This window comes from Veillonella parvula (assembly GCF_032472435.1).
Classification (GTDB): domain Bacteria; phylum Bacillota; class Negativicutes; order Veillonellales; family Veillonellaceae; genus Veillonella; species Veillonella parvula_N.
On record NZ_JAWEGM010000005.1, the window covers coordinates 35865 to 54919 of the forward strand.

At 38.5% G+C, this 19055-nt stretch carries 15 protein-coding genes; all 15 read right to left on the reverse strand.

The features are described from left to right. Nucleotides 1–321: 321 nt before the first annotated feature. The 15 genes from E7A03_RS07635 to E7A03_RS07705 all read right to left on the reverse strand — a co-directional run bounded on the left by E7A03_RS07635 (nt 322) and on the right by E7A03_RS07705 (nt 19044). Nucleotides 322–3369, reverse strand: a complete 3048-nt coding sequence (locus E7A03_RS07635) for an ATPase (protein WP_316073964.1) — start codon at nt 3367–3369, stop codon at nt 322–324. 12 nt (nt 3370–3381) lie between these two features. Further along, nucleotides 3382–4329, reverse strand: coding sequence for a DNA-binding protein WhiA (whiA, locus tag E7A03_RS07640; protein WP_316059736.1), 948 nt, complete (start codon nt 4327–4329; stop codon nt 3382–3384). 15 nt (nt 4330–4344) lie between these two features. Beyond that, the gene (locus E7A03_RS07645; RefSeq protein ID WP_119563317.1) at nt 4345–5694 is read right to left on the reverse strand and encodes a gluconeogenesis factor YvcK family protein; all 1350 of its coding nucleotides are present in this window, start codon (nt 5692–5694) and stop codon (nt 4345–4347) included. 12 nt (nt 5695–5706) lie between these two features. Continuing rightward, nucleotides 5707–6621, reverse strand: coding sequence for an RNase adapter RapZ (rapZ, locus tag E7A03_RS07650; RefSeq protein WP_021147899.1), 915 nt, complete (start codon nt 6619–6621; stop codon nt 5707–5709). Nucleotides 6622–6633: 12 nt separating this feature from the next. Further along, nucleotides 6634–7446 (reverse strand): HAD family hydrolase, encoded by an 813-nt coding sequence (locus E7A03_RS07655; protein ID WP_316073967.1) that lies wholly within the window; start codon nt 7444–7446, stop codon nt 6634–6636. Between the two features lie 276 nt (nt 7447–7722). Next, on the reverse strand, nt 7723–8928 hold the full coding sequence (locus E7A03_RS07660) for a putative porin (RefSeq protein ID WP_316073968.1): 1206 nt from the start codon (nt 8926–8928) through the stop codon (nt 7723–7725). A 561-nt stretch (nt 8929–9489) separates the two neighbouring features. Further along, nucleotides 9490–10701: a putative porin gene (locus E7A03_RS07665; protein WP_316073969.1), complete on the reverse strand. Its 1212-nt coding sequence runs from the start codon at nt 10699–10701 to the stop codon at nt 9490–9492. 610 nt (nt 10702–11311) lie between these two features. Then, complete coding sequence (locus E7A03_RS07670; RefSeq protein ID WP_316073971.1) at nt 11312–12574, reverse strand: S-layer homology domain-containing protein; 1263 nt, start codon at nt 12572–12574, stop codon at nt 11312–11314. Between the two features lie 584 nt (nt 12575–13158). Next, the gene (gene lepB, locus E7A03_RS07675) at nt 13159–13731 is read right to left on the reverse strand and encodes a signal peptidase I (protein WP_316057956.1); all 573 of its coding nucleotides are present in this window, start codon (nt 13729–13731) and stop codon (nt 13159–13161) included. Nucleotides 13732–13740: 9 nt separating this feature from the next. After that, on the reverse strand, nt 13741–14610 hold the full coding sequence (locus tag E7A03_RS07680; protein ID WP_004698514.1) for a YitT family protein: 870 nt from the start codon (nt 14608–14610) through the stop codon (nt 13741–13743). Then, nucleotides 14600–15127: a RuvC family protein gene (locus tag E7A03_RS07685; RefSeq protein ID WP_004698440.1), complete on the reverse strand. Its 528-nt coding sequence runs from the start codon at nt 15125–15127 to the stop codon at nt 14600–14602. The genes E7A03_RS07680 and E7A03_RS07685 overlap by 11 nt, the downstream gene beginning before the upstream one ends. A gap of 126 nt (nt 15128–15253) precedes the next feature. Continuing rightward, on the reverse strand, nt 15254–16459 hold the full coding sequence (locus E7A03_RS07690; protein WP_004698447.1) for a DUF3084 domain-containing protein: 1206 nt from the start codon (nt 16457–16459) through the stop codon (nt 15254–15256). Between the two features lie 33 nt (nt 16460–16492). After that, nucleotides 16493–17584: an LptF/LptG family permease gene (locus E7A03_RS07695; protein ID WP_004698455.1), complete on the reverse strand. Its 1092-nt coding sequence runs from the start codon at nt 17582–17584 to the stop codon at nt 16493–16495. Between the two features lie 8 nt (nt 17585–17592). After that, complete coding sequence (gene lptB / locus E7A03_RS07700; RefSeq protein ID WP_004695507.1) at nt 17593–18312, reverse strand: LPS export ABC transporter ATP-binding protein; 720 nt, start codon at nt 18310–18312, stop codon at nt 17593–17595. A gap of 9 nt (nt 18313–18321) precedes the next feature. Continuing rightward, on the reverse strand, nt 18322–19044 hold the full coding sequence (locus tag E7A03_RS07705) for an LptA/OstA family protein (RefSeq protein WP_004698437.1): 723 nt from the start codon (nt 19042–19044) through the stop codon (nt 18322–18324). Nucleotides 19045–19055: the final 11 nt, after the last annotated feature.

Here is a 19055-nt window from a genome sequence, read left to right on the forward strand (position 1 = left end):
ACCTTTTGCCCAGGGCAAAAGGTCAAATAGTTTGCACAAAGAAGCCCCTATGGGCACTTCAACTATATTCCTTTCTCAGCCTCTCTGGACTAAATTAAAAGGTATTGTATTATGCAATGGTCTCTCGTACCATATATGCATTTCTTTATTTATTGTACTGAATCCACCTTTGAAAGTCAATGTAAAACACAAAATTCATATGTATTTTAAAAAGAGGACAAGCATATAAAATTGCTTGTCCTCTCTATATTTAAACAGCTATTAATCCACTTCTATATCTTAAACTTTAATCTAAAATTTCTTTTTTAGAAATTAAGGGTCTTAACCTAATGGATATAATCTTGGTGGGTTTTCTTCATCATTTTGCTGTTCATTTTGTGGAGTATATGGCATTTGATCTTGTTGCGGCTCATTCGCTACAGGATTTATCTGCACATATTGCTGATTTGGCGACAATTGAGGTTGACGTTGCTCACGACGACGTGTATTTTGAGATGCAGTCGGTCTAGGTTTAGTCAACTCATCAATGGATACAGCATTTGGAATAGTTACATTTGATGTATCCCCATGAATATCATCAAGTTCACTGAAGGAAGGAGTCCTCTTAGATGCTTGAGCAGCCTTACGTTCGGCTTCAAGTTGTTGACGGGCAAGTTCTGCACGACGACGAGCGCTTTCTTGTTGATCTCGAACACGTTGAATCGCTTCAGCACGCTCTTTTGCTTTACGCTCTATTTCAGCTTGAGCCAACGCTTGTTGACGGGCAGCTTCAGCTTTACGTTCTGCCTCTAGTTGCGCTTTATATCGTTCCTCAGCAAGGCGTCGTGCCTCGGCTGCTTGACGTTCTGCTTCAGCTCGTTCTGCAGCAAGTCGCTCTTGCTCTGCCTTACGAGCTTCCGCCGCTATGCGAGCCGCCTCTGCTTTACGAGCCTCTTCGGCACGTCTTGCTTCTTCTATGCGACGAGCTTCTTCAGCTCTACGCACTTCTTCGGCACGTTTAGCCTCTGCAGCAATGCGAGCTTCTTCAGCACGGCGCGCTGCTTCGAGTCGTTCCTGTTCAGCTCTACGTTGTGCCTCAAGTCTAGCTGCTTCTGCTTTTCGAGCTTCTTCTGCTCTACGTGCTTCTGTTTCTAAACGAGCTTGTTCAGCTTTACGCGCCGCTTCAATTCTCGCAGCTTCAGCTTTGCGTGCTTCCTCTGCTCGTTTTGCTTCTGCTGCTACGCGAGCGGCCTCAGCTTTACGTTCCGCTTCAATTCGAGCTTCTTCTGCTCTACGCGCTTCCTCTGCCCGACGAGCCTCTTCTGCTTTTCTTGCTGCTTCCATTTGTTGTGCTTCCAAAGCAGCCTTAGCCTCTGCCGCTCTACGAGCATCTTCTTGACGCTTCGCTTCAAGAGCGGCTTGCTCAGCAGCACGTTGTGCTTCTAAAGCAGCTTTCGCTTCTGCTGCTTTACGAGCTTCTTCGGCACGTCTTGCTTCCAATGCTTCCTGCTCGGCTTTACGTTGTGCTTCTAAACGAGCTCTAGCCTCAGCAGCCAAGCGTTCCTCTTCGGCCTTTTTGGCCTCTAAAGCAGCTTTTTCTGCTGCTCTTTGCGCTTCAAAGCGTGCCTTAGCTTCGGCCGCTTTTCTTTCTTCCTCCGCTTTGCGTGCGGCCTCAATACGAGCAGCTTCAATTCTACGTTCTTCTTCAAGACGTTTTGCTTCCGCTGCTAGTCGAGCTTCTTCTGCTTTACGAGCCGCCTCTAGCCGATCTGCTTCCGCTTTTCTCGCTGCCTCGATACGTGCCATTTCAGCTTTACGAGCCGCTTCCGCCTTGCGAGCTTCCTCTGCTTTACGCTCTGCTTCGGCTTTTTCAGCCATCTTGCGCTCAATTTCAGCATGCTTGGCTTCTGCAGCCTTTCGCAACATTTCGGCTTTTTCTGCAGCTAGTCGAGCCTCTTCAGCTTTTTTACGAGCTAATGCTTCTTTCTCATCTTTTGCCTTTTTAAGTTGTGCTTCTTTTTTTACATCTGCTGCAGCTTTATCGCTTAACTTTTTAGTTTCTTCATGAGCAATTGTTTCTGCCCGTTTAGCTGGACTTTCAACAGTAGATTTTTTAGTATCTACGGACCCTTTATCTCCATCTTTACCACCTACAGGTCCTACAGGTATTTGTGTTCCCCCTTGAGTTGGGTTCCCTAAAATATCTTTAACATCTTTTGGTACATTAACAGCAATAGTTTGATGTTTTTGTGGATTTGCAAGAGATTCAGGAATCAACAAGAAACGAATTGGCAAATTCGATGCACCAGCTGGCATAAAGTTTAATGTTAATAAATCGCCCGCATTATAGTTCCCTAAAAGACGGCTATCTAATATAGTACCTTCCCCTAATGCGGAAATACCATCTGCACCACCAATGTGGTAAGTCCGTGTATCTGTCTGCCCCCTTCTAGCACCTTGTTGATGCAATGTTTTTACCGTAAAGGAACCAGAATAAGGTCCCCCAAGAGGGTTAAAATACAGTCTAAACGGTTCATTCCCCTTTGTAGGAATTTTTAACGTATACGATACGCCATAGTTACCACGATCTCGAACAAATGCTTTATTTTGCATTTCGTCTACACCATTAATAAACGTATCTTCTCGGTCATTACCAATTTCTACAAAGGCACCACCTAAAGAGGTATCGAATGGTGTAGTAACCTCCATATTACGCTTAGCACCAGTATAAGTACCGCGTAATTGTATTTCATCAATAGGAAGGTTTTTCACCCAATGTGATGCATCTACAGGGTCCATCCCCATAGGCAACATCATGACACGCGCAAATATAGGCCCTTCTGTTTTAATATCTACAATACCCGTAAATAATGCATCTCGATTTACCGGTGTATTTTCTAAGTCACTAAAGATTAATTGGCGCCCTTGTGGTGGGATGCTAAGAGTATATAATGGTCTTGCATCTGGACTTTCATTAAGAGGTTGCTCCAAATCCTTTCGAGACAAATCACGACCTGCTGCAAAATAATCAGGTGTAGCTACAGATTTTAATTGTCTCATGACATGTACTGAAGTTGGATAAGCCGTTTGGTTTTCTAAGACGATAGCAATCTTGTGAGGTAAATCCATTTCATTTACATGATAGAAATAGATACGACCATTGCCATTAATTGTACCTGCACTTAACGTACCTCCTACGGGGCCTACATATTCAGGACTATCCGATAGGAGCAATGTATCCGTTTGAGACACCAACGATGGTGGCAACGGAGAAAACTGAAAATATCCAATTGATTGTAAATCTATATCACGAGCTTCTACATGGCCTGTAAGGGCAGCCATGGCGGCCATAGCCGCAGCTACACAATATCTTGATTTATAGGAAAACATATATTATTACCTCTATACTTCTTCGAGCCCCAACGGGTCATACGTAAGTGCTAATGCTTCAATCTTCTTTAGTCGATGGCCAATTCCAGATTTAGATAGTTTCCCCTCCATCAACTCTTCAAGCTCTTTTAAACTCGCTTCAGGATTCTCCCACCGAAGTCTTGCAACGACGCGCAACTTTTCAGGTAATTCTTCAATACCGATTTCTCTATCAATAATACGGATTGCTTTTACCTGACGAACTGCTGCATCCACAACCTTCTGTAAATTTGCAGTCTCACAGTTGACTTGACGATTAATTTGATTCCGTACGGTTTTCATAATCCGCACATTTTCAAATTCCATAAGCGCCGATTGAGCCCCCATGATTTGCAAACAGTTTGTTACTGCATCCCCTTCTTTAAGATATACTACATACTCTTCCTTCCGCTCCGTTAAGCCCGCATGAATATGAAAGAGCCGTAGTACATGGATAATTTCCCTTGCAAAGGTCTCGTTTCCCGTCATAAACTCAAGATGATAATCACTTTGTGGTTTATTAACAGAGCCTCCCCCTAAAAAAGCTCCCCTTAAAAAGGCACGTCGTGCTTCCATTGATTTGAGCCAACTGCGAGGGATTTGTTCGGTTACAGGCCATAAAGCGAGATCCTCTAAAGCCTGTCTCCCCTCTATAGAAGGTTCCACAGAGAGCGTATACATATTTTTTTTACGCAGGTTTAAACCTTGTCGTACTAATACATTTGTAGGTAATTCGTATTGCTTTTTCAAAATACCAAGCAACCGACGAGCTACTGCATTATTAGCCGTAGCCAAACGAATGCCAACGGCACCTTTCATCCCCAAAATGATAGATCCGCCCATACGCAATAAGCAAGACGCTTCAATTTTCATGGCCACATCCGCATCACTAGAGGCTTCATATTGGCATAATTCATTTTTTACATCTTCTGCAAATGACATGGGCATCCCTTCTCATTAATGATCATCTCGTTGAAGATAATATTCTAAGATATGCGGTTCAGTGTTAGATTGCATAGCATGAATGATATCCATAATAACTTTACCTAACCGTTCAGGATCGTGAACAGCTGGTTTTTGAGGGTTAATTAAGGTAGCTCGTATAGTGCGGATTCCTTTGGCTTGTAACTTTTTAGTATCTAATACCAATGGTTCAGATCCTACAGCACTATATTGTTCAACCATTTGAATTGGCAACGGCCCATCATTGGCAAGAACAGTATCTATAATTCCTTCTCCGCCATGAGCAATTAAAGCCTCTACATGGTCATTTAATGTGTAGCCTGTGGTTTCACCCGGTTGTGTCATAACATTAGCAATATAGATTTTATTAGCCTTACTGGCACGTACATGAGAGGCCAACTTATCAGTTAGTAAATTTGGGATAATGCTTGTATATAAACTACCAGGACCTAAAATAATCACATCGGCTTCATCAATGGCACGTAATGCAGCCCCCTCTGGCTTAGGCAATGCTGGATCACTATAGATATGACGAATCCGTTTACCCGAGTGTGGTATATTACTTTCACCTTCTACAATAGTGCCATCTGTCATCTCTGCACGCAATTTAATGAACTCTGTAGAGGAAGGAATTACACGACCACGGACACGCAACAATTTACTAGCCGCTTCAAGAGCTTCTTCAATATCTCCATCGTAAACTTGAGCAAGCGCAGTGATAAAGAGATTACCAAAGCTGTGTCCAGAAAGCTCATTTTCCCCTTCGAAGCGGTAACGGAATAAGTTCTCCATTACCCCTTCTTGTTCAGCTAGTGATACTAAACAGTTTCGCAAATCACCAGGTGCTATCATTTGAAAATCTTCTCGCAAGCGGCCAGAAGAACCTCCATCATCAGCAACTGTTACAATCGCAGATAGGTTTGATGTATGTGATTTCAAACCACGCAATAAATTTGATAAGCCTGTACCCCCACCGATTACTACAATTTTAGGGCCCTTATCGAGTCGGATATTTTGAAAGATAATATCTGATACCTTGCTGTCAGGATTAGGTAGTACCGCACGAATAATCGTTTTTATAACTTTACTTGTACCTATGAGCATTAATACAGCGCCAATCGATAATACTACAGCCCCTACAGCAATGAGTACATTATAATTGTAAAAGCCCGTCATATTATAAGAAAAGGCAAGTACAATATCTTCAAGAACCGCAAGCCATTGATAGTTAAACATCAAGGAAATGCCAATAATTAAAAGACCTACACCACAACTAAATAGGGCAAGCCAACGTTTTATATTTAGACCCGGAATTAGCCACCGGAACCATCCTTTTCGCAACATAATCCCCCCTATCTAGTTATCAAGTGTTATAATTTCATGAGGATTATAATCTTCTTCTACATTATTTTTCATCATATCTCTATGTTCAACAGTGACACGATATCCTTTTTCTAACAAGTGGGAATATAGAGCCTCTGCCATAGCTACAGATCTATGCATACCACCTGTACAGCCTACTGCTACAATAAATTGAGATTTTCCTTCTTGTTCATAATTTGGCACAAGAAAATCCATAGTATCAAAGTAACGTCTTTTAAATTCCTCTGTTACTTCAAAGGAATGAATATATTCATTCACTGCTTTTACACGACCTGTTTTATGACGAAACTCAGGAATATAAAATGGATTAGGTAGAAAACGAACATCCCATACCATATCTGCATCGAGAGGAATACCATACTTAAAACCAAAGCTCACTACAGTAATAGCCATACCATGAGCTTCATCAACTTGAGCAAAGCGCGTTTTTAAATACTCTTTCAAGCTGGCTGTTTTCATATTAGTGGTATCAATAATAAAATCTGCTTTATGGCGCACAGAGTTAAGAATTTGGCGTTCTTTTTTTAGCCCTGTTGTAATTAGCCCATTAGGAGCCAATGGATGACTCCGTCGACTTTCCTTATATCGACGAATCAAAGTCTCATCTGTAGCATCCATAAATACAATTTCAAAATCTACCTTCATATCTTTTAATGTATCTAAAGATGAAGAAAGAGCTTCAAAAAATTCGCCCCCCCGAATATCTACAACAAGAGCAACGCGATTAGTCCGTTCTCCACCTTGTCGGCAAATTTCACTTAATTTAGGGATCAGCACAGGAGGAATATTATCAATACATAAATACCCCATATCTTCTAAAGCTTGCAATACTTGAGTTTTGCCGGCACCTGACATACCTGTAACTATTAACAAACGAAATGCTTCCATAGTTTTACTCCATTATAAAAGATTATCTTCAATCCAATGGGCTACTCCATCGTCATTATGATGACCACAAATTGTATGAGCCACAGATTTTACATGATCTGTAGCGTTTTCAACAGCTACAGAGTAACCTGTTTTACGTAGCATAGAAATATCATTTTCTGCATTACCAAAGGAAACGATATGTTCTAAACTAATATGATTATCTAAAGCTAGTTGTGTCAAAGCACGCCCCTTTGACACATTAAGAGCAACGATTTCTAAAAAGTCTTTTTGGCTACGAACTAGAGTCACCATATCACCAACTCTAGGAGTTAAAATTTCAATAATTCTGTTAATTCCTTCTACTGTATCTATGGCAATTAGCTTATTCGGTTCAGAGTTTAAACTATATAACTTATCACCTAAAAATTCTGCCGTAGCACCAGTCTGTTTTTCATAAAGAGCGGACTGCCACGTCTTATGATGGCATAGTAAATGATCATCCACATAAGATTGTATATGCCAATCATATTGTTTTGCTAATTCATAAATACGACGTACGGCTACAATAGAAACAGTCTGTTCAAATAGCTTATATCCTGTTTCTAATTCTTGAATGAGGCCACCAGAAAATAAAATCAGCGGCACATTACCAAGCTTTAACGCCTGACCAATGGGCTTAGCCGTTTGGTACATACGCCCCGTAGCAATCGTAATAGCAACACCCTTTTGCTGCAACCGATGTAATACATCTACTGTATAGTCAGATATAGAATTATCGCTACGCACCAAAGTTTCATCACAATCGATGGCAACCATTTTGATATGAGAAAAAGAAGAATTCATGTTTGTCGCCTTTATAGAAATTTTAAATACTCTTTATTATACCATTAATAGTGGCACTATAGATAGAAATAAGCGGTAATAACCCTAATAATGATAAGAAAGTTTACTCATGGAAATTTCATTAAATGTAAAATCCTCTATTATCGACAAATCATTCTATATTAATTGAGTAGACAGCATTAATGAGACACTATAATAAAAAGCCTCATATAATTTTATATTAAACACAAAAAAGAGACCCCCGAAGGAGTCTCTTTCGTATGAGTAACTATCAAATTAGAATTTGTAGTTAAGGTCTGCACGGTAGAAGTCAGCTTTATCATTACCGTTTTGATCTTTCCAATCAAAACCGTAGTTAGCTGTTAAGCCTACGTTGTTTTGCAATGCATAGTCAACAGTTGCCATCCAACCTTTAGCATCTGTAGTGTAGATGTGGTTGTAAGTAGTATCAATGATAGGAGCATTTTCTTTTGCGTTGAAGTATTGACCTTTTACGCCCCAAGTACCTTGTTTTTTGATGTCGTAGTTACCATAACCTACGCCAGCTGTCCAAGCTTGAGATTCTTCAAGGCTAGAAGCTTTCAACCATTCGCCACCAACCCAAATTTTATCGAAGTTAGCATCAGCATTGAAACCATATACGTTTCTAACATCATCATCTTGGTTAATACGGTCATAGAAACCACCAACCATAGCATGTTTACCAACTTTACCATTAACATTTACGATAAGATCAGTAACATTTTCCTCTTTAGTCAAGCCAGCTGCATCGCCAGATACCATGTAACCATAAGCTACTTGTGCATTAACTTTGTCATTACCAGCATTGAATTGAGCACCATCAAAAGTACCATCAAATGCTAAGCCACCACCAACAACTTGACCGAAACGGCCAGCTTTCAAGGATACGCGTTCACCGAATTTATGGTTAACATATGCGCGATCGATTGTAGCATTTGCTTTACCTTCAGTAGTGGAGTTACCCAATTCGAAGTTACCAGAAGTCAAACGAACTACTGCATCAGTGCGATCATTTACTTTTGCGTTGAATTGTACACGTGCACGAGCGTCGAATTTGGATTTAGCATGTTCAGCATCTTTATAACGAAGACGAGCATCACCAGTAACTTTTACGTTACCAACGCGGTCTTCCAAGCGAGCTACACGAACGCCCAAGTTGTTCAATTCGTTAGAGAATTCATCAGCCAAACGGTTGATCATAGCTTGTTGTTCTGCGTTAGCGCGGTCTTGGTTAGCCATAGCTTTAGCTACCATTTGAGCCATTTCATAACGAGTGATGTTGTTTTGGCCTTTGAAAGTACCATCAGGATAACCGTTAACGATACCAGCGTTTGCCAATTGAGAAACTGCTTGGTATGCCCAAGAATCTGGAGTTACGTCGGAGAATGGGTTAGCTGCGAAAGCTGTAGTTACACCCAATACTGCTGTTGCTGCAAAGATTGCTGCCAATTGTTTTTTCATAGTTGAATTCCTTCTTTCTGAAAAAAATAGAAAATAAAATGTTACAAGTCATAACATTCACATTCTACTCGTTCTTCAGATTAAGAATGTATAGGAGTGTCCACGTTTCCTCACCATACTCTACATCGAAGATCTTCGTTTCATGTATGTATCATGACCTGTACGGTGATAGTATCACAACCTTTTTTCTATGTAAAGCCTTAACACCTATATTCAGCCTTATTACTGAATACTCTCTATTTTAAAAATTTCATGAATGCAGTAAAAATCTAACTTCATGAACATTTTTTCATTTTATAGTTTTATACAAAAGAAATTTTTTATCAGATTTAAAAGACTAACATTATATTAATAAAACTAATTATATTAACATTCATTTATTAATATAAAAAATAAAATTATAAACTATATTATCATTATATTTATTTGCTAAAAAAGAATATCCTACTTACTCTCTATGTTAAATTGATAATACTCTAGGATGTTCACCGTGTATATTAATCTTCAAACTACAAAAAAGAGACTCCCGAAGGAGTCTCTTTCATATGATTAACTATCAAATTAGAATTTGTAGTTAAGGTCAGCACGGTAGAAGTTATCTAATTTATCACCGTTTTGTTCTTTCCAGTTGAAGCCGTAGTTAGCGGACAAGCCTACGTTGTTTTGTAAAGCGTAGTCAATGGAAGCCATCCAACCTTTAGCATCTGTAGTATACAAGTGGTTATAAGTTGTATCTACGATTGGAGCATTTTCTTTTGCATTGAAGTATTGACCATAAACACCCCAAGTACCTTGTTTTTTGATGTCGTAGTTACCAAAACCAAGACCTGCAGTCCAAGCTTGAGATTTGTCTACATGGGAATCTCTCAGCCATTCGCCACCAACCCAAACTTTGTCGAAGTTAGCATCAGCGTTGAAACCATAGATATTTTTGTAATCATTATCAGAATCTTGGTTTACGCGATTATAGAAACCACCAACTGTAGTGTGTTTACCTACTTTACCAGTTAAGCCAAGGTAAGTGTTAGTTACGTTTTGTTCTTTAGTCAAGCCAGCTGCTTCGCCGGATACCATGTAACCGTAAGCTGCTTGAGCCATAATTTTGTCGTTACCAACGTTCAATTGAGCACCATCGAAAGTACCATCAAATGCTAAACCGCCACCGATAACTTGGTTAAAACGACCAGCTTTCAAGGATACGCGTTCGCCAAATTTGTGGTTAACATATGCGCGGTCGATTGTAGCATTTGCGTTACCTTCAGTAGTGGAGTTACCCAATTCGAAGTTACCAGAAGTCAAACGAACTACAGCATCTGTACGATCGTTAACTTTTGCGTTAAATTGTACACGTGCACGAGCGTCGAATTTAGATTTAGCATCTTGAGCATCACGGTAACGAAGACGAGCATCACCAGTAACTTTTACGTTACCAACGCGGTCTTCCAAGCGAGCTACACGAACGCCCAAGTTATTCAATTCGTTGGAGAATTCATCAGCCAAACGGTTGATCATAGCTTGTTGTTCAGCGTTAGCGCGATCTTGGTTAGCCATAGCTTTAGCTACCATTTGAGCCATTTCGTAACGAGTGATGTTATTTTGGCCTTTGAAAGTACCATCTGGGTAACCATTGATAACACCAGCGTTAGCCAATTGAGAAACTGCTTGGTATGCCCAAGAATCTGGAGTTACGTCGGAGAATGGGTTAGCTGCGAATGCAGTAGTTACACCCAATACTGCTGTTGCTGCAAAGATTGCTGCGAATTGTTTTTTCATAGTTGAATTCCTTCTTTCTGAAAAAAATAGAAAATAAAATGTAACAAGTCATAACATTCACATTCTACTCAGTTCTTCAGATTAAGAATCTTTGGGAGTGTCCACGTTTCCTCGCCACATTCTGCATCGAAGTTCTTCGTTTCATGTGTTTGTTACTTCTCGTACGGTGATATTAGCACAACCACTTTTTCGTGTAAACCCTTTTTTCTCAATTGTGTTCTCATTATCTTGTTTTTATAACTTAAAATGCTTGCTAAGTTAGATTTTATCTAGTTTTATAGGATATAATTTTTTTCATAAAAAAATTTAATTTTATATTCTTTTCTATTAATTGAGAATTTTTATTATATTTTTCATTAAGTTAAACTTATTAATATATATATAATTAATAAGAAATTTATCTTTCTATACAGAAAGATTTTATAAATATATCCTACAATATAAGGGATATAATTCTTGATAACCACTAAATTATTCGATTACTTTTAATATTATGTATTTATAAAACATTTTACTATATATATACTATTATATATAAAATAATTCATAATACTTTTATGCAACAAAAAAAAAGACTTCCGAAGAAGTCTTTTTTTTATTTGTGAGGGAATTAGAATTTGTAATTTAATTCTGCACGATAGAAATCGGAAAGATCATTACCGCTTTGGTCTTTAGAGTTGAAACCATAACCTGCGGATAAACCTACGTTATCTTGTACTGCGTAGTCTACGCTAGCCATGTAACCTTTGTAACCATTAGATGTATTTGTTAAATCATATGCTTGATCCCAAGTGGAACTTACGATTGGTGCATTAGCTTTTTGGTTGAAGTATTGACCTTTCACATCCCATGTACCTTTTTTAGCGATGTCGTAGTTACCATAGCCAAGACCTGCTGTCCAAGCTTGAGAATTATCTACGTTGGAAGCTTTCAACCATTCACCGCCAGCCCACAATTTATTTTTACGGAAGTCCGCATTAAAACCGTAAACATCTTGTTTATCGGAATTAACTGTTACACCATTGTGGTTCAAGTTGCCGCTAGATAATCTGGAATAGAAACCACCAACGGAGGATTCTTTACCAACTTTACCTTTTAAGCCTACATAGGATACAGATGGGTTATCAGATTTGGAGTTGCCATCAGCAGCACCATCAATCATATAACCATACGCACCTTGTACTTGAACTTTATCATTACCTACGTTCAATTGTGCACCATCAAATGTATCATCGTACATCAAACCGCCACCAATTGTTTGTTGGAAACGACCAGCTTTAGCAGATACGTTGCTACCAAATCTGTGATCTACGTAAGCACGATCGATTGTTGCTTGAGAACCTTTAGTAGAGTCACCAAATTCGTAATTACCTTTTACACGAACAACTGCTTGTGTTTTATCATTTACATTAGCATTGAATTGTACACGTGCACGGCCGTCAGTTAAGGATTTACTATTAGCTTTGTAAACACCTTTGTCTTCAGAACCTTGGTAACGGATACGAGCATCACCAGTTACCTTTACATTACCTACACGGTCTTCTAAGCGAGATACTCGAACGCCGAGGTTGTTCAACTCGTTAGAGAACTCATCTGCCAAGCGGTTAATCATAGCTTGTTGTTCAGCGTTAGCACGATCTTGGTTAGCCATAGCTTTAGCTACCATTTGAGCCATTTCATAACGAGTGATATTGTTTTGGCCTTTGAAAGTGCCATCTGGATAACCATTAACGATACCAGATTGTGCTAATTGGGATACTGCTTGGTATGCCCAACTATCTGGAGTTACATCGGAGAATGGATTTGCAGCAAATGCTGTTGTTACACCTAACACTGCTGTTGCTGCTAACATTGTTGCGAATTGTTTTTTCATAATGAATTCCTTCTTTCTTATAAATAAGAATTTATATTTGCAGAAGACGTTCACTACATAAGTAGTATCACTATGAAAGATGTATTAGGAGTGTCCATGTTTCCTCAACTAAATTATCTATCTTAGCTCCACTTCTTTGTAGCGTAGCCTTTCTGTTGATGTGAATATACCACCACCCCAAAACTTTGTAAAGCATTTTACACAACTAAATTTTATGAAATTTCTTTCATGAATAAAAATTATACCGAAAACATAGATTATTACTGCATTTTTAAAAATTTAATTTTACAAAATTTCATTTTATAGTCTAAAAAAATAGATAATTTTATTATCTACAGCTACAAATTTAATAATTATCACTTATTAAATTTAGATATATTTATAACTTATATTAATTCATTTGTTTGAATTGTTTATTTTCTATAAGATTGATAATTGATAAGTGATATATTTAGATTCGACCTAGCCATCTTGCTAAATTTTATTTAGTATACATTTCACAAGATACAACATAACTTAATCCTTCTTAACTTATAAAAAACCTATCTACGATGAAATTTATCGTAGATAGGCTTTCACGATTATTAAATTGCGTAAGAAACAAATCCTAGAATATGATCAACAGGAACTGGGCCGATAAAACGACTATCACTAGAATGATTGCGATTATCCCCCATCACAAATACATGACCTTCAGGAACTGTTACAGGTGTAGAACGAGTATAATTCATTTTTGTATCTTTTGTATATGGCTCTTGTAATTTCTCTCCGTTACGCCATACATACCCATCTTTAAACTCTAGTACATCACCAGGTCTACCTATTACACGTTTTACCCATACATCATTTGTTTGAGCTGATTTATTGAAAACAGATGCATAGTTCATCAATGGCTCTTTTACATCATCCACCCATGTACGAACACGATTAACACGACTATCAATAATAACAATTTGTCCATAATTTGGCATTTCATTCATAATGTGATGCCACTTTGTTACGATTAAATATTGACCATTATGTAATGTATCCTCCATTGATTCACCAGATACACGTGTTGGTTGAATCAAGAAAATGTGGATAACCATAGCAATAATCAACGCTAGTACAATAGCATACATCCAATCTAATATTTCTTTTACTATTTTATTACTCATATTAACCCCTTAATGACCATTTTTTGTAAATCTACCACCGAATACATCATGTACATCTTGAATCGTAATAAATGCCGATGGATCTACTTCATAAACAGTATTTTTTAATCTCATAATCTCAAGTCTTGTCACTACCGAATACAATACATGTTTCGGTTGCTTTAAATAGCCACCTTCACCATACATAATAGTAACACCACGATTGAGATTCGCATTTAATGCATCCGCAATATTCTTAGAGTTCTCTGCATCTGTAATAATCAATACCCCTTTAGATTCATCAAGACCTGTAATTGTAATATCAATCATCTTATAGGCAATAAAATAAGCAATTAATGAGTACATAGCACTATTCCAACTATATACAAACCCTGCAGCACCGAGAATAATAAGATTCAAGGCCATTACGATTTCACCGACAGAAAACGTAGAGCGTTTATCAAATATAATCGCTACGATTTCAGAACCATCCAAAGAACCACCATTACGTATAATCAAACCTACACCAATACCTAAGATGATACCACCAAAAATAGCCCCCAAAAACGGATCCGATGTAATTGGTGTAAAATCATGTGCAAAGGTTGAAAAAATAGCCATCCATACGATAGAGAAGAGTGTAGAAAATGTAAAATTTTTGCCGTTAGCTCTATAACCAAGATATAAGAAAGGCAAGTTAAAGAGTACGACGAAAATACTAAAGGAAATTCCAGAAAGCTCTGCAGCCATCAAAGATATACCAACTACCCCACCGTCAATGATACTATTGGGTACTAAAAATAAATCTAACCCTACCGTATATATTAAGGCACCTAGAATCATCATTACACAACGCATAATAAGGTTTGACCAGTTACGCATTGAAGTTTCATTCGTCATGATTATCTCCTTTTCCGTATAACTGCTCCATAGCATGTAATCTTTTCTCTTCTAACTCACTTGAATTCATAGTTTCTTCTTTGATTGCCGCTTCGTTCTGAGCTAATTGCTTCGTATAGCGTAAGCCAATAACGAGAGCCGTCAAATCATCTACAGGTTCTGGTGGAAATTGCATAGATGTAGGAATAATCTTACGCCACCCTGTAGGAGGATTATATTGCCAATATAATTTACGGGCTTCCTCTGTACTGTGAGATTCGTCGATTAAACTAGTTGTAATTTTATGATTACGTCCAATTTGTTGAAGAGAAGGATACAAGTGTTTATGATTTGTACCATTTCCACAAACAATATGAACAATACCATAATATTCAGTTAAAATACGCTCAATATCTTTATTGAAAGTATTTGAAGAAATAATTTTACGGCATATCATCTCACCGGAAGGTGAAAGTATAGCTACGCCAGTTTTCTCATTTCCTGGATCCACTGCTAAAATATATGTATTTTCAGTCATTTGATTATCCCCTTTGTAAGTACAGTAGTTATATTTTAACATAAAAAGAAGGTCTTATGTTGAAAATTACATAAGACCTTCTTTTATAATGTATGAAAACAGCATACCTTCATCATATTAATTAGTTTACATTTTTGCCTTATCATTGAAATCTGGCATTTGAGTAATACGCAACTTGAGGTGAACAGGACCAGATGAATATGTGTCGCCATCAGTATAAGCTTCCACATGAACCTTGCCACGCATAGTACTTATTCTTTTAATGGCTGTAAACAAATCATCACCAGGTATCGTTCCAATATCACCTGATAAGGAATCAGGAATAATCCCCTTTGCCTTAGCACGTTCATTTACTTGTTTCAAGAATTGAAGCATAGACGATTGAGCATTAGTACCCCCATCAATTACTGTAGAGTGAATTACCTCTCCATTTTTATAGATAAATTGTTGTGGATATACTTGAATAACTGCAACTGCAGGTTCACCTGAAATAATATTTCCGGCTGCCACAACTTGAACCACCATAGGAGTCTTGGAATTGATTAGCTTTTGAGTAGCTACCTCAACATTTTGTCGATCTACATACACAACGGATTGACCATTATCTTCTATACCTAAGCGACGTAAAACAAGTTTATTTGTATCATCGATAATATGTTTAATAGCATTATTACTATCTTCTTCACTTAAACCAGGTCGTACAACAGCTTGTGCTAATAACTGATCTACTTGGAAGAGAATGGTTCCTTCCCGTAAATGAATGATGCCATTCTGCAATTGTTCTTGTGTATTTTGTAGATTCTTAATATGCGCTTCCATCTTAGCACGTGTTGCTTCAAGCTCAGCTACCTTTTGAGACACCTCAGCATAAGAGGCTTGTAAAGATGCCAATTCGGCTTCTGTTGCGTCTTTAGCAGCTTGTGCACTCGCCAATTCAGCTTTTGTAGCCTCTACTTCACGGCGAATTTGTTCAATCTCAGCCATCCGTTCTTCAAGCTCTTGTTTATTTTGTTCTAACAAAGCCTGCCCACGAATCAGTTCTTGCGTCTTTGCAGCAACCTCATTATTCAGCTGCTTCATATCAGCTCGCAACTGATCCATACCGAACAATGCGGTTCGTACACTTTGAGACGTAAAGGTTAATACCCCAACCGTAGCTGCTGAAACTAAAAGGCCTGTCACAATAGTAACTATAATAGATGTGTGCTTAGGTCGTAATCCAAAGAGGGACATACGACGTTTACCAATTTTAGTGCCTAGCTTATCCCCCATGTAAGCAATGAGACCACCCATAAGAGCGATAATTATTAAGATTTTAACACCTACTAACATCATGTCCCTCCTTTCTCCTAAGAATACAATCTGTTATTTCGATACACGCCAATTCAAATACAGCCCTGCAATAATACCTAATGTATCCGGTATTAATGCAGCCAATAAGGTTGGCAATGCTCCACCTTTCCCTAAAGCACCAGCAAAGGTCATCACCCCATAATAAATAAAGATGATGAGAATACTAATACCAAAGCCGATAGATGAGCTAGAGCGTTGCTTTTGAAGGCCTAAAGGTGCACCTACGAGAGCAAATACAAAACTTGCCAACGGAATTGTAAAGCGTTGGTACATTTCCATTTCAAGTTTATTAGCATTAGTATAAGCAGCCTTATAAGCTCTGATTTGATGACGTAACTCCTTAATCGTTAATTCCTCAGGTTTACGTTGATCTTGTTGAATATCTTTTGGGGCAGACTTAATAGGTAAGGATTGCTCCTTAAATTTCATAGTACGTTCTACACCATTACCAGCTGATAAATCGTAGATGATACCATTTTGCATCACCCAGTATTGACCATTCCAGATGGCCGTATCAGCATTTTCAACTTGTTGTAACTTGCCACCTTCCCCAAATTGTTGAACCGTAATCATGGACAACTGTTTGGTTTCAGCATCATAGCTCTTAGCATACATCAATGTGCCTAGCTCATCACCATTCATCGTTTTTAACACAATATGATTTTGTGTTTGAGGTGATGCATTTTTCATGATTTGTTCGCGCACAATCGTTTGATACATATGATTTGTACGAGGCACAACAAATTCATTAAATGCTACAGCCCCAATGGAAATGATGAGGGCAATGATATATACGGGCATGGCCAAGCGTAAAAAGCTTAGACCACCAGCACGCATAACAACGATTTCACTAGTGCTACTCAAACGACTAAAGGTCATAAGAGAAGCCAATAAAACCGACATTGGGAATGTCAAGATAACAATACTTGGTAAAGCCAAGACAAATGCTTGCATAACAAGCAACAATGGCGCCCCATATTCAGTAATATATTGAGCAATCCTAAATAATGTGCCTGTACCAATAAAAATACTAGTAAAAGCAAATACCCCAAATAGGAATGGGCCTACAAAGGCTTTTAAAATATATCTATCTAATAATCGCATAGCCCCTCCTATAATTTAAAGTTATCCCCTAAATAATGTTCACGAGCAATTGGGTCATTCGCGATTTCATCAGGGGTACCCTCTAGGAGGATTTTACCACTACTCAAAATATATGCCTTATCTACAATCCCCAATGTTTCACGAACATTATGGTCTGTAATCAAGATACCAATACCTCGATTCTTGACGTGTAAGATAATTTGTTGAATGTCAGCAACCGCAATTGGGTCAACACCTGCAAAAGGTTCATCAAGAAGAATGAAATTAGGTTCTAAGGCAAGGCAACGCGCAATTTCTACTCGACGTCGTTCACCACCAGATAATTGCATCCCCATACGATCACGGACATGTCCAATATGAAATTCTTCAATTAATGATTCCACAATAGCTTCAATCTCATCAGGCTTTTTTGCCGTAATCTGTAGCATGGCACGAATATTGTCCTCTACAGACATGGAACGAAAGATTGATGCCTCTTGCGGTAAGTATCCAATCCCTTCAGCCGCCCGCTTATACATAGGAATATTTGTTATATCCTTGCCATCAACGGTAATGATACCAGAACTTGGTCTTTCAATGCCTACAATCATATAAAATGACGTAGTTTTACCGGCCCCATTAGGCCCTAATAGACCTACAACTTGGCCTTTATCAACGCGTAGACTTACACCATCTACCACATTGCGTCCGCTAAAGGTTTTAACTAAGTTTTTGGTTTCTATATACATATATTATCCTTATTTATTCGGAACAATGACGAGTGTACTACGTCCACCTAATGTTTCAGCAGAATCATCAGCTAAACGAATTTTCAGTTCCGGTGCATTCAGTACATTACCATTTTGAACGGCATGCGCAGAACCCGATAAGAGTACCACTCCATCATTTTGGTTTGGCGTTTGTGTATATGTAGCTCGGTCAGCAGAACCAGACACGTTTCGTTCAGGATTAGAGAAGGTAACATTACCTTGCGCTACAGCACGAACTTCCTTCATCCATCCTTCTACCTTATCACCGGTTAAGGTTGTCCCTTCAGCAATCAAACGGGCATTGCCTGTAACAAGACCGTATTCAGAGTCAGTACTATACTCAACACTGTCGCCAAAGATTTGGCGATCAGCACGTTGTAAATGAACGCTACCATTAGCAGTGAATTTATTATTATTGTAACTGTGAACCGCTTGAGCAGACATGGCCATATCAGAACCAATCATAGATACACCACCATCAAGATTTGCTTCTTGAGTTTTTGTATTGTACCAACCCTTGGCACCAGTCATAGTTTTATCCGCTTGGGTAATAACAACATTACCTGTTGCATCTGCACGACCTGAATTGCCATCATAAGACAATGTATCAGCGCTGATAGTCAACGGATCATTTGCAGCCCAAACTGTAACAGATGCGGTCATGAGTACAGCTAATATAGCCATACCAATCTGTTTTTTCTTATTCATCATATTTCCTCTCA